The 10520-nt window shown below is 63.6% G+C and carries 12 protein-coding genes; 6 read left to right on the top strand and 6 right to left on the bottom strand.

Going from position 1 to position 10520, the window contains the following annotated elements; genetic code table 11:
- Window positions 1-177: 177 nt before the first annotated feature.
- Window positions 178-885 carry a VacJ family lipoprotein gene (locus tag ABEH27_RS12440; RefSeq protein ID WP_346613865.1) on the bottom strand — a complete coding sequence of 236 codons (708 nt, stop codon included), beginning with the start codon at window positions 883-885 and terminating at the stop codon, window positions 178-180.
- Window positions 886-1075: 190 nt separating this feature from the next.
- On the opposite strand from ABEH27_RS12440, the gene ABEH27_RS12435 reads away from it, so the two are divergent.
- Both ABEH27_RS12435 and ABEH27_RS12430 read left to right on the top strand, forming a co-directional pair.
- Entirely contained in the window at window positions 1076-1639 is a 564-nt protein-coding gene (locus ABEH27_RS12435; RefSeq protein ID WP_346613864.1) for a phosphonoacetaldehyde phosphonohydrolase-related protein, read from the top strand.
- Window positions 1640-1761: 122 nt separating this feature from the next.
- Window positions 1762-2025: a DUF4404 family protein gene (locus ABEH27_RS12430; RefSeq protein ID WP_346613863.1), complete on the top strand. Its 264-nt coding sequence runs from the start codon at window positions 1762-1764 to the stop codon at window positions 2023-2025.
- A 131-nt stretch (window positions 2026-2156) separates the two neighbouring features.
- Here the strand turns inward: ABEH27_RS12430 and queF are convergent, their stop codons facing one another.
- Both queF and ABEH27_RS12420 read right to left on the bottom strand, forming a co-directional pair.
- Window positions 2157-2987, bottom strand: a complete 831-nt coding sequence (gene queF, locus ABEH27_RS12425; protein WP_346613862.1) for an NADPH-dependent 7-cyano-7-deazaguanine reductase QueF — start codon at window positions 2985-2987, stop codon at window positions 2157-2159.
- A gap of 68 nt (window positions 2988-3055) precedes the next feature.
- Complete coding sequence (locus ABEH27_RS12420) at window positions 3056-3559, bottom strand: cupredoxin family protein (RefSeq protein ID WP_346613861.1); 504 nt, start codon at window positions 3557-3559, stop codon at window positions 3056-3058.
- 152 nt (window positions 3560-3711) lie between these two features.
- Here ABEH27_RS12420 and cinR point away from each other — a divergent pair, with 152 nt between their 5' ends.
- A complete protein-coding gene (gene cinR / locus ABEH27_RS12415; protein WP_346613860.1) occupies window positions 3712-4392 on the top strand; it encodes a two-component system response regulator CinR in 681 nt (226 codons plus the stop codon).
- Entirely contained in the window at window positions 4389-5729 is a 1341-nt protein-coding gene (locus tag ABEH27_RS12410) for a heavy metal sensor histidine kinase (protein WP_346613870.1), read from the top strand. Before cinR ends, ABEH27_RS12410 begins: the two co-directional genes overlap by 4 nt.
- Before the next feature lie 123 nt (window positions 5730-5852).
- Here ABEH27_RS12410 and ABEH27_RS12405 read toward each other — a convergent pair whose 3' ends face one another.
- From ABEH27_RS12405 to ABEH27_RS12395, 3 genes are read right to left on the bottom strand one after another with little or no spacing between them, the layout of a single operon-like run.
- Entirely contained in the window at window positions 5853-7094 is a 1242-nt protein-coding gene (locus ABEH27_RS12405; protein ID WP_346613859.1) for a lipoprotein-releasing ABC transporter permease subunit, read from the bottom strand.
- A gap of 56 nt (window positions 7095-7150) precedes the next feature.
- Window positions 7151-7834 (bottom strand): lipoprotein-releasing ABC transporter ATP-binding protein LolD, encoded by a 684-nt coding sequence (gene lolD / locus ABEH27_RS12400; RefSeq protein ID WP_346613858.1) that lies wholly within the window; start codon window positions 7832-7834, stop codon window positions 7151-7153.
- A gap of 7 nt (window positions 7835-7841) precedes the next feature.
- A complete protein-coding gene (locus ABEH27_RS12395; RefSeq protein ID WP_346613857.1) occupies window positions 7842-9092 on the bottom strand; it encodes a lipoprotein-releasing ABC transporter permease subunit in 1251 nt (416 codons plus the stop codon).
- Window positions 9093-9185: 93 nt separating this feature from the next.
- On the opposite strand from ABEH27_RS12395, the gene ABEH27_RS12390 reads away from it, so the two are divergent.
- Together ABEH27_RS12390 and ABEH27_RS12385 are read left to right on the top strand one after the other, a co-directional pair.
- Window positions 9186-9770, top strand: coding sequence for a PilZ domain-containing protein (locus ABEH27_RS12390; protein WP_346613856.1), 585 nt, complete (start codon window positions 9186-9188; stop codon window positions 9768-9770).
- 31 nt (window positions 9771-9801) lie between these two features.
- Window positions 9802-10518: a glycerophosphodiester phosphodiesterase gene (locus ABEH27_RS12385; RefSeq protein WP_346613854.1), complete on the top strand. Its 717-nt coding sequence runs from the start codon at window positions 9802-9804 to the stop codon at window positions 10516-10518.
- Window positions 10519-10520 lie beyond the last annotated feature (2 nt).

Below are 10520 nucleotides of genomic sequence, written 5' to 3'. Positions count from 1 at the left end.
CAATCTGATCAACCACCGCCAATTTAAAAGACAGTGAGTAATCTCGCTGTGTGCGCTTTACACCTTGCTCCATCTGACTCTCCGGAAATTCGGGATGGGAGGTGTAAACCTTATTCAGGACGGGACACTGTTACGAAAAAGGCGACCCGAAGGTCGCCTTTTCAGCACAGGCCTGACTCAGAAATCGTCTTCGACCTCGCCATCCTTCACCTTGAACTCACGGTTCTGCAGGTAGGCGTTGCGAATGAAGATGTATTTGTCACCCTGAATCAGCTTTTCAGCGGACAGCAGGCTGGCGCGTGTATCGACGATATCCAGGGCGAAGATCGAGTTGCGGGTCGGCACGTGGTCGATGTAGCGGTACGGCTTGGTGTAGCTGTCCGGGTACTTGGCCAGGCCGTCACGCACGGTGCTCGGGCCAAGCAGCGGGATGACCACGTACGGGCCGCTGGGTACGCCCCAATAGCCGAGGGTCTGGCCGAAGTCTTCGTCGCTGCGCTGCAGGCCCATCTTGGTGCCCACATCGAAGAAACCGCCGAGGCCGAAGGTGGTGTTGACGATCAGCCGCGCCGTGTCCACGCCCGCCGCATGCGGTTTGAGCTGCAGCACGTTGTTGGCCAGGTTGGTGACATCGCCCAGGTTGCGGAAGACGTTGTGGATACCATCCTCGAGGAACTGGGGAGTTACTGCCTGGTAGCCCTGCGCCAATGGCTTGAGGGCATAGGTGTCGAGGATATCGTTGAAACGGAAGATCGGCCGGTTGACCGTCTCCCAGGGATCCTCCTCGGTGGCTGCCTGGGTGGCTGCCACGGGTGCCAGCAGCAAGCTGGCACAGACACAGGCCTGGGTGACTCGCTCGATCACACCGGCACCGATCCTACGCATAGATGTTTCTCCATCGAATTTCTCGGCCGCAAGCGCAACAGGTACGCCGCTGGTAAGGCGGCAGTATAGAGGCTTGCGGGCTGATAAACAGCTTTACAAATTTTTGCTCAATATTTTGTGAACATGTGTTGAGCGTCATAGGCCCGTAACAATGACCGCATAGCCTGCGAAATATTTCAGGGAAGTTGCCATGCACGATGCGCCCGCCTTCACCGCTGTGCTGTTCGGCCTGCGCGGTTGCCTGGTCCAGGCCGCCAGCGGCAGCCCCCTGCCCGCCCCCGGGGCCCTCGACACCCTCGCCTGCCTGCGCCGCCGGCAGGTGCCGTGCATCTGGCTCGACGACCTGAGCAGCACCCAGGGCAAACGCCTGGCCAGCGTGCTACCCGACTGGTTGCCGGGGCACGTGGCCAATGGCGTGCGCTGGCCGGCGCCGAACGCCTGCTGGCAGGCACTGATGGCAATCGACAGCCGATGCCTGGACGGCTGCGTACTGGTCAGCGGTGAACCGCGCCTGCTGCAGTCGGGCCTGAACGCCGGTTTGTGGACCATTGGCCTGGCTGCCTGCAGCCCATCCTGTGACCTCGGCTCGCAGGCGTGGCAAGGCATGAGCCAACAGGAACAAGAGCTGGCCCGCGGCAAGGCCACGCTGGAGCTGTTCCGCCTGGGCGTGCACTCGGTGATCGACCACCTCGAAGCGCTGGACACCTGCCTGACCGACATTGCCTTGCGCCGGCGCAAAGGTGAAAAACCCTGACACAGCACCCTTGATGCGGATCATGCAAAGCACCGGCGAGTGGATTACGCTGAAGACAGGCACGAACCTTTGCCGCTTCGCTGAGGTCCATGCCTTGCCAAGCCATTGATGGAGAACAACCAATGCCTGCCCGCGAATTGCAAGAGCGCCTGAACAGCTTGCGCGAGCAACTGGATCGAAACGTACCGCTTACCGATGAAGAACTGGCCGCGCTACACGAGGAAGCCAGGCAGATCGAGGCGCAACTGAAGCTTGAAGAAGCCACGCCGGACAACAACGTGGTGGACGGTGTCAACCTGGCCATAGAGCGCTTCGAGGCCGACCACCCGGACCTGACCGCAACCCTGCGCAGCATTGTCAACTCGCTGCACAGCATGGGCATCTGACGATAGCTGGGGCCGCTTCACGGCCCTTACGCGACACAAGGCCGCTCCCACAGGTTAGGCACTGCTCGGTGTACCTGTGGGAGCGGGCTTGCCCCGCGAATGGGCCGAGAAACGGCCCAGTGATGTCAGAACTACTGCCGCACCAGACGCACATTCTCAGGGTTTATCGCCGCTGTGCTGCGGTACGGGTTGATATCCAGCCCACCCCGGCGCACATACCGCGCGTACACGGTCAGATGCTCAGGCTGCAGCAGGTTTTTCAAGTCCAGGTAGATCCGCTCCACGCACTGCTCGTGGAAGTCGGCATGCTGGCGGAAGCTGATCAGGTAAGTCAGCAGGCTGGCAGGGTCCAGCGCCCGGCCCTTGTACTCGACCACCACGCTGCCCCAGTCTGGCTGGCCTGTCACCGGGCAGTTGGACTTGAGCAGGTGGCTGTGCAGGGTTTCTTCCACTACACGTTCCGGGTCGCAGCGCAGCAGCTCGGGCTGTGGCTGTTCGTAGTTGCTGATGGCCACGTCCAGCGCATCGATGCACTGCCCTGGCAGCGCCACGACACCCTGCGCCTCCACCTCTGCCAACGTACGCACCTTCACACCCACCGGCTTGCCGGCAGCCGCCGACAAATCCTTTTCAAGGCAAGCCTGCAGCTCAGCGATGGAAGCGAACGCAGTCTGGTTCAAGGAGTTGAGGTAGAGCTTGAACGACTTCGACTCGATGATGTTCGGCGAATCGGCAGGGATGGCGAACTCACCGATCGCCACCACCGGCTTGCCCGACGGCAGCAGCCAGGACAGTTCGAAGCAGTTCCAGTAATCCACGCCTTGCCACGGCAGAGTCTGGGCGGTAACGCCCAGCTCGGCCCACTTGGCCGTGCGCGGGATCGGGAACAGCAGCGAGGGCGTGTAGGTGGCGATGTACTCGCTGGACTTGCCCAGCGGGGAATGTTCGGCGGCGGGATGCATGCAAACTGACCTGAAGGTTTGGAAATGCCCTTAGTCTACCGTTTTTACACCCCGCCTTGCAGCGCAAGTCACTCGATGGTCAGCGGCCCGACCATGCCAGCCTGATAATGCCCCGGCACGTTGCAGGCGAACTCGATGGGCGCCGACTGGCGGAAGGTCCAGGTCAGCTCGGCACGCTGGCCGGGCTGCACCAGCACGGTGTTGCCAGCGTCATGGCCGTGATCACCGTGGTTCATCTGGCCGTGGTCCATGCCATCGTGGTTCATGCCGGCAGTGAACAGTTTGCCCTGCATGGCGACCATTTCTTTCTGGTGCTCGGCGTGCATGGCCTTGTCGCCCAGGTTGAATTCGTGGGGCAGCTGGCCTTTGTTGATCAGGACAAAGCGCACGGTCTCACCGGCCTTGACCTTGAGGCTCTGGGGCTCGAAGGCGATGTCCTTCAACACCACCTCGACCGTGCGGGTGGCCTTCGCCGCCGGGGCTGGCTCGCCAAAGGCGAAGCTTTTGCCACCGTCTGCGAGGCTGGGCAGGCTGACCAGGGCAAGGGCGGCGGCGATGAACAGGTGTTTCATGATGACTCCAGTACTTACAGCAGGGATGAGGCCACTTTAGAAAGCGCTGACTGGCAGCTGACTGACGGGAAGATTACAACTTTGTCAGCTTGGCCGGCGGCTGGGATAGTCACGTATCATTTCAGCCATCACACCGTACCTGTGGGCATTGCATGAAACTGCTGATCGTCGAAGACCAGGCCCGCACCGGCCAGTACCTGAGCCAGGGCCTCAGTGAAGCGGGCTTTGCCACCGAACTGGCTACCGACGGCGAAACCGGCCAGCACCTGGCCCTGAGCGGCGATCACGACCTGCTGATCCTCGACGTGATGCTGCCAGGCCGTGATGGCTGGCAGATCCTCAAGGCCGTGCGCCAGGCCGGCCTGGACACGCCGGTGCTGTTCCTCACCGCGCGCGACGCCGTCGAGGACCGCGTGCACGGCCTGGAGCTGGGCGCCGACGACTACCTGGTCAAACCGTTTGCCTTTTCCGAATTGCTGGCCCGGGTCCGCAGCCTGCTGCGCCGCGGTGCCAGCCCCAGCCAGGACACTACCTTGGCACTGGCCGACATACGCCTGGACCTGATCCGCCGCCGCGCCGAGCGCGCAGGCCAGCGCATCGACCTTACCGCCAAAGAGTTCGCCCTGCTCGAATTGCTGCTGCGCCGCCAGGGCGAAGTCCTGCCCAAGTCGCTGATCGCCTCGCAGGTGTGGGACATGAATTTCGACAGCGACACCAACGTCATCGAGGTCGCCATCCGCCGCTTGCGCCTGAAAATCGATGACCCGCACCCCAACAAGTTGATCCACACCGTGCGCGGCATGGGCTATGTACTCGAAGAGCGCAACGACTGATGCGCAGGCTTTCCCTCGGCAGCCGCCTGGCACTGCTGTTCGCCGCCTGTACCGCCGCCGTTTCGCTCGGTGCCGGGCTGCTGTTCAACCGCGGCAGCGAGCAGCACTTCATCGAACTCGACCAGCAATTGCTCGAATCGCGCCTGTCGCTGCTGCGTAGCCAACTCTCCGGGCTGGAACGCCAAAGCGACCTGCAAACCCTGCTGCCAGCCCTGCGCAACGAGCTCAGCCACCAGGCCGACCTGGCCTTGCGCATCACCGGCAACGATGGCCGCGCATGGTACGCCAGCCGCAACGCATTGCCCGATGCCCCCACCGCCACCGGCCTGGCGACTGTGCATGCGGGCGGCGTCGACTACCGCAGCCTGGCTGTGCGGCTGAACCCTGAGGCCCGGCTGACCCTGTTTCTCGACATCACCCACCATCAGCATTTTCTGCAGGGCATGCAGCGCCTGATCTGGTTGACGGTGGGCCTGTCGGCACTGGCCACGGCGCTGCTGGGTGCCTGGGCCGCACGCCGCGGGCTCCAGCCGTTGCGGCAGATGGGCCAGGTGGCTGCCAGCGTTTCGGCGCGCTCGCTGACCACACGCCTGCCCGTCGCACAGATGCCCGAAGAGCTGGCAGCGCTGGCCAGCACCGTGAATGCGATGCTGCAGCGCCTGGAAGACGCCTTTCAGCGCCTTTCGGCGTTTTCCGCCGACATCGCCCATGAACTGCGCACGCCGCTCTCAAACCTGCTGACCCACACCCAGGTCACCCTCACCCGCCCGCGCAGCCTGGAAGACTACCGCGAGGCCCTGCATGGCAACCTGGAAGAACTGCAAGGGATGGCGCAGATGATCAACGACATGTTGTTCCTGGCCAAGGCTGACCATGGCCTGCTGGTGCCTGGGCAGGCGGCGCTGGCGTTGCACGACGAGGTCGATGCATTGCTCGAGTACTACGCACCGCTGGCCGAAGAGGGCGCGGTAGCGCTGGTGCGCGAAGGTGAAGCGACGCTGCAGGGCGACCGGCACATGCTGCGCAGGGCGCTGTCCAACCTGCTGGACAACGCCCTGCGGTTTACGCCAGCGGGCGGGGAAATACGCGTGACGCTGGCGCCTGGGTCAAGCATCTGCGTGGCCAATACCGGCATGCCGATTGAGCCTGCTGCATTGCCTCGGCTGTTTGATCGGTTTTACCGGGTGGACCCGTCGCGGCGGGAAGGCTGCAGCGAACATGCGGGGCTCGGGTTGGCGATTACCCGCTCGATCATCCAGGCCCATGGTGGGAGTATCCGGGCGGAGTGTGGGGGCGGCTGGACGCGGTTCTTGATTGAGTTCAGCGAAAATCTTTAGATCGCGGGGCTGCTTTGCAGCCCATCGCCGGCAAGCCAGCTCCTACAGGTACAGCAGCGCCATCAAGTGCTGCACCGTACCTGTGGGAGCCGGCTTGCCGGCGATGGGGCCGGCAATGACGCTTCAGACCGCCAGCCCGATCGCCGGCTGCACCTGCGAAGCCCGATACGCAGGATAAATGGTCGCCAGGAAGCTCATCACCAACCCCGCCGTACAGATGATCGCCACATCCCCCCACTGCAGCTCGGAGGGCAGGCTGCTGATGAAGTACACATCCGACGTGAAGATATGCTGCCCGCTCACCCGCTCCAGCCAGCCGACAATCTGGCTGACATTGAACGCGGCTATCACCCCGAGCACACCACCAATCAAGGTACCGACAATGCCGATCAGGCTGCCCTGGACCATGAAGGTACCCATGATCTGTGCCGGCGTGGCCCCCAGGGTGCGCAGGATGGCGATGTCCGGCCCCTTGTCGTTCACCACCATCACCAGGGTGGCGATGATGTTGAATGCCGCCACGGCGATGATCATCATCAGCAACAGGCCGATCATGGTCTTTTCCATCTTCATGGCGCTGAACAGGCTGCCCTGGGTGTGCGACCAGTCATCGGCACGGTAGGCATCACCCAGCCCGGCCGCGATGGCCTTGGACACCTGTGGCGCGGCATACAGATCATGCAGTTTCAGGCGCACGCCCTGCACCTGGCCCGGTGCCCAACGCTGCATCTCGCCGGCGTCGGCCACATGCATGTACGCCTGCGAGCCATCCAGCTCGGCGCCCACCTTGAAGATACCGACCACCGTCAGGCGCTGCATGCGCGGGGTGATACCGCCCGGCTCCTTGCTGATTTCCGGCACGATCAGGGTCAGCTTGTCACCGGTATTGAGGCGGAACCGCCGCGCGGTCAGCTCGCCGATGACCACGCCGTATTCACCCGGCTGCAGGGCCTGCAGGCGCCCCTGGACGATGTGCTGGCCAACGATCGAGACGTTGCCCTCCTCGGCCGGGTCGATGCCGCTGACCTGTATCGGCTGCATGGCGCCCTTGTAGGAGAGCATGCCCTCCATCTCGGTGATCGGCGCGGCGGCCCCAACCGCTGGGTTCTGCAGGGCGGCGTCAGCGGCCTTGCGCCAGTCGTCCAGCGGCTGCACACCGAGGATGCTGGCATGCGGCACCAGGCCGAGGATGCGCGAGCTCATTTCGCGCTGGAAGCCGTTCATCACCGACAGCACCACGATCATCGCCAGCACGCCCAGCGACAGGCCGATCATCGAGGTCATCGAGATGAACGAGATGAAATGGTTGCGGCGCTTGGCACGGGTGTAGCGCGCACCGATGAACAAGGGCAAGGGTCTGAACATGTAAAACACCCAATGAAAGAGTTGCGGGGCGGCTCAGGCCACCCCGTGCAAGCGGCTCAGATCGCCACCAGGTGACCGTCGTCGAGTTTCAGCACGCGGTCCATCTGGCGCGCCAGGTTGAGGTCGTGGGTCACCACCAGGAACGCCGTGCGCGAAGAGCTGGAAAGCTCCTGCATCAGCTCCTGGATACCCTGGGCGGTGTGGTGGTCGAGGTTGCCGGTCGGCTCGTCGAGCATCACCAGGCCCGGGCGGTTGACCAGCGCACGGGCAATCGCCACGCGCTGGCGCTCACCGCCGGACAGCTCGGCAGGCTTGTGGTGCAGGCGGTGGCCCAGGCCCACACGCTCCAGCAGTGCTTGTGCGCGCTCGCGGGCTTCGGGGATGGCGGTGCGGCCGATCAGCAGTGGCATGCACACGTTCTCCATCGCGGTGAACTCGGGCAGCAGGTGGTGGAACTGGTAAACGAAGCCCAGCTCACGGTTGCGCAGCAGGCCGCGCGCGCGCTCGCCCAGTGCCGACAACTCTTCGCCGGCCAGCCAGACGCTGCCCTGGGTCGGCCGGTCGAGGCCGCCCAGCAGGTTGAGCAAGGTACTCTTGCCCGAGCCCGAACTGCCAACGATGGCCACCCGCTCACCGGCGTGCAGCTCAAGGTTGAGCCCGGACAGCACCTTCACCGACTCCGGGCCCTCGTCGTAGGACTTGCCCAGGTTGCGGCAGCTCAGAACGGCTTTATCACTCATGCGCGACTCACTCATAACGTAGCGCCTCTGCAGGCTGGGTGCGCGCCGCACGCCAGGCCGGGTACAGGGTGGCGAAGAAACTCAGGACCAGCGCCGCACCGCAGACCATGTACACGTCCTGGGACTGGATCTGCGACGGCAGGTAATCGATGAAATACACGTCGGCGTTGAGGAATTTGTGCCCGATCAGCTTCTCGATGCCGGCGATCGCTGCGCTGACATTGAGCGCGGCGACAATGCCGACCACAGCGCCGATCAGTGTGCCAATCACCCCGATCACCGTCCCCTGAACCATGAAGATGGCCATGATCTGCCCAGGTGTGGCGCCCAGGGTTCGCAGGATGGCGATGTCACCGCGCTTGTCGTTGACCACCATCACCAGGGTGGAAATGATGTTGAACGCCGCCACCGCGACGATCAGCAACAGCAGCAGGCCGATCATGGCCTTCTCCATGCGGATCGCCTGGTAGAGGTTGCCGTGGGTACGGGTCCAGTCGCGGCTGTAGTACTCCTGTTCGCCCAGCTGCTGGGCGATGCTCCAGGCCACACGCGGCGCCTGGAACAGGTCGTCGAACTTCAGGCGCAGGCCCTGCACCTGGTCCGGCTTCCAGCGGTGCAGGCGGGACAGGTCGGCGATGTTGGTCAGGCCCAGGTAGCCGTCGATTTCGCCAGCACCGACGTGGAAGGTGCCCACCACGGTAAAGCGCTTCATGCGTGGGAACATGCCGGCCGGCGTAACGCTGACTTCCGGGGCGACGAAGGTCAGCTTGTCGCCGATGGCCACCCCCAGCTTGGCGGCGGCCTTGTCGCCGATCATGATGCCCCACTCGCCCGGCGCCAGCTGGTCGAGGCGGCCTTGCTGGATGAAGTTGTCGATGATCGACACCTCACGTTCGCGGGCCGGGTCGATGCCGTTGAGCAGCACCTTCTGCACCTTGCCGTCATGGGTCAGCAGGCCCTGCATCTGGGTGTAGGGCGCTACCGCCAGCACTTGCGGATTCTGCTTTACTTGTTGAGCAAGGGCGGGCCAGTCGTTGATCGGCTGGCCGCTCTCGAGCGTGGCGTGAGGGACCATGCCGAGCACGCGGGTACGCATCTCGTGGTCGAAACCGTTCATCACCGAGAGCACCACGATCATCACCACCACGCCCAGGGCGAGGCCGATCATCGAGGTCAGGGATATGAACGAGACGAAGTGGTTACGGCGCTTGGCACGGGTGTAACGCGTACCGATGAATGCGAAAAGAGGTCTGAACATGTCGGGGCTTGTTCGGATGAAAGGGAACGTCCTTGTGGCGAGGCGCCTGTGGCGGCTTTACACTCGGACCACCGCCGCTACCATGGGTTCGCCATGACGACATTAGACGAAGAAGATCGCCGCGAATACTACCGCATCGAAGATCGGATCGCACTGGAAATCAGCCCCTTGAGCGCGGCCGAAGCCCTTGAGCCAGAACTGTTGCAGGATGATTCGCCGTTGTTCAACCTGCTCAGCGAGCTGCACCTGTCCGACTTCGAGTCGCAGCACCTGCTGCGCCAGCTGAGCGACAAGGACCGCACACTGGCTGCGTTTCTGCGGGCACAGAGCAAGCGCCTGGACCTGCTCAGCGCAGTGGTCGCGCAAACCTTGCTCGGCGAGATCGGCCAGCCGCAACGAGTGATCATCTCCGAAGGCGGCATCGAGTTCGCGCAGCGTCAGCAGATCGCCCCCGGCACCCGGGTCAAGGTGAAGATGGTGCTGATGCCCCGCGCCCACGGTTTGCTGCTGCGCGGCAAGGTCACCCACTGCGACCCGCAGCCCGACGGCAGTTTCGAACTGGGCACCGAATTCACCGACATGACCGACGCCCAGCGCCAGTTGCTGGCCCGCTACATCCTGCAGCGCCAACAGCAGCAACGGCGCCAGCAGTTGGAACAGAGCGACCCCGCCCCCTGAGCCTTTTCATTCTTGACCTGAAGGAACGAACGTGACCCTTATCTATGGCCACCGCGGCGCCAAGGGCGAAGCGCCCGAGAACACCCTGCACAGCTTCCGCCAGTGCCTGTCCCACGGCGTCAACCGCTGCGAACTGGACCTGCACCTGTCGGCCGACAACGAGCTGATGGTCATTCACGACCCTAGCCTCAAACGCACCACCGGAAGGCGTGGCAAGGTCGTCGAACACCCCGCTGCCGACCTGGTCACCTACGACGCACGCAAGGGCGGCCCGGGCCATGTGCAGCCCTGCCCTATCCCACGGCTGGAAGAACTGTTCGAAAAATGCGCCTTCGAGCACTGGCAGCTGGAGGTCAAGAGTGCCTCGCGCACCCGCGCCGCCACCACCGTGTTGGCCATCCGCGAACTGGCCCAGCAGTACGGCCTGTTGGACAAAGTGACCATCACCTCGAGTTCACGGGAAGTACTGGGCGCCGCGCTGGAGCTGGTGCCGGACGTGAAGCGCGGGCTGGTCGCCGAGTACGCCTGGCTCGACCCGCTGAAGGTCGCGCAGAACTACGGCTGCGAGCTGCTGGCATTGAACTGGACACTGTGCACCCCCGAGCGCCTGCTCAAAGCGCAGGGCCAGGGTTTGCATGTGTCGGTATGGACGGTCAACGAACCGGCACTGATGCGCCGGCTCGCTGATTTTGGCGTGGACAGCCTGATTACAGACTTTCCCGGTTTGGCCAAGACCACCCTCGGGTAGGG

It is taken from the genome of Pseudomonas sp. P39-UII1, from assembly GCF_039672635.1.
Lineage (GTDB): Bacteria > Pseudomonadota > Gammaproteobacteria > Pseudomonadales > Pseudomonadaceae > Aquipseudomonas.
Note: the sequence above shows the minus strand (reverse complement) of the source record. Positions and strands in the feature narration are given on the sequence as shown.

What these genes read in the sequence shown, in the direction of transcription:
- ABEH27_RS12440 (WP_346613865.1), bottom strand. Translation starts at nt 885, where the DNA reads ATGCGTAGGATCGGTGCCGGTGTGATCGAGCGAGTCACCCAGGCCTGT.
- ABEH27_RS12435 (WP_346613864.1), top strand. Translation starts at nt 1,076, where the DNA reads ATGCACGATGCGCCCGCCTTCACCGCTGTGCTGTTCGGCCTGCGCGGT.
- ABEH27_RS12430 (WP_346613863.1), top strand. Translation starts at nt 1,762, where the DNA reads ATGCCTGCCCGCGAATTGCAAGAGCGCCTGAACAGCTTGCGCGAGCAA.
- queF (WP_346613862.1), bottom strand. Translation starts at nt 2,987, where the DNA reads ATGCATCCCGCCGCCGAACATTCCCCGCTGGGCAAGTCCAGCGAGTAC.
- ABEH27_RS12420 (WP_346613861.1), bottom strand. Translation starts at nt 3,559, where the DNA reads ATGAAACACCTGTTCATCGCCGCCGCCCTTGCCCTGGTCAGCCTGCCC.
- cinR (WP_346613860.1), top strand. Translation starts at nt 3,712, where the DNA reads ATGAAACTGCTGATCGTCGAAGACCAGGCCCGCACCGGCCAGTACCTG.
- ABEH27_RS12405 (WP_346613859.1), bottom strand. Translation starts at nt 7,094, where the DNA reads ATGTTCAGACCCTTGCCCTTGTTCATCGGTGCGCGCTACACCCGTGCC.
- lolD (WP_346613858.1), bottom strand. Translation starts at nt 7,834, where the DNA reads ATGAGTGATAAAGCCGTTCTGAGCTGCCGCAACCTGGGCAAGTCCTAC.
- ABEH27_RS12395 (WP_346613857.1), bottom strand. Translation starts at nt 9,092, where the DNA reads ATGTTCAGACCTCTTTTCGCATTCATCGGTACGCGTTACACCCGTGCC.
- ABEH27_RS12390 (WP_346613856.1), top strand. Translation starts at nt 9,186, where the DNA reads ATGACGACATTAGACGAAGAAGATCGCCGCGAATACTACCGCATCGAA.